Annotated in this window: 1 protein-coding gene; it reads left to right on the top strand. The window is 56.9% G+C overall.

All coding sequences use genetic code 11. The annotated features are described in order from the left end of the window. The coding region (locus K5R16_RS22330; RefSeq protein ID WP_220740623.1) for an Ig-like domain-containing protein at window positions 1–406 on the top strand (406 nt) is incomplete at both ends.

Genomic DNA, 406 nt, shown 5'->3' with positions numbered 1-406 from the left:
AGCGGCAATGTGATTGATGGCAGCAGCGTCGATGGCGATCTCAGTATCACCACCTTCACCATTGCCGGCGACAACACCGTCTATAATGCCGATGGCAGTGACGTCACCCTCAACGGTGTCGGCACCTTTAGCCTGGGCAGCGATGGCCAGTACACCTTTACCCCTGCCGCCAACTATAACGGCAGCGTGCCGGTGATCACTTACACCTTAACCGATGGCTCGGGCGCGACAGATACCTCGACCCTGACCTTGACCGTCACCCCGGTGAACGATGACTTTAGCGATGATAATGAAACTCGCAGCATCGTCGAGGACAGCCCTGAAGTCAGCGGCAATGTGATTGATGGCAGCAGCGTCGATGGCGATCTCAGTATCACCACCTTCACCATTGCCGGCGACAACACCG

This window comes from Shewanella sp. c952, from assembly GCF_019654975.1.
GTDB lineage: Bacteria > Pseudomonadota > Gammaproteobacteria > Enterobacterales > Shewanellaceae > Shewanella.
Note: the sequence above shows the minus strand (reverse complement) of the source record. Positions and strands in the feature narration are given on the sequence as shown.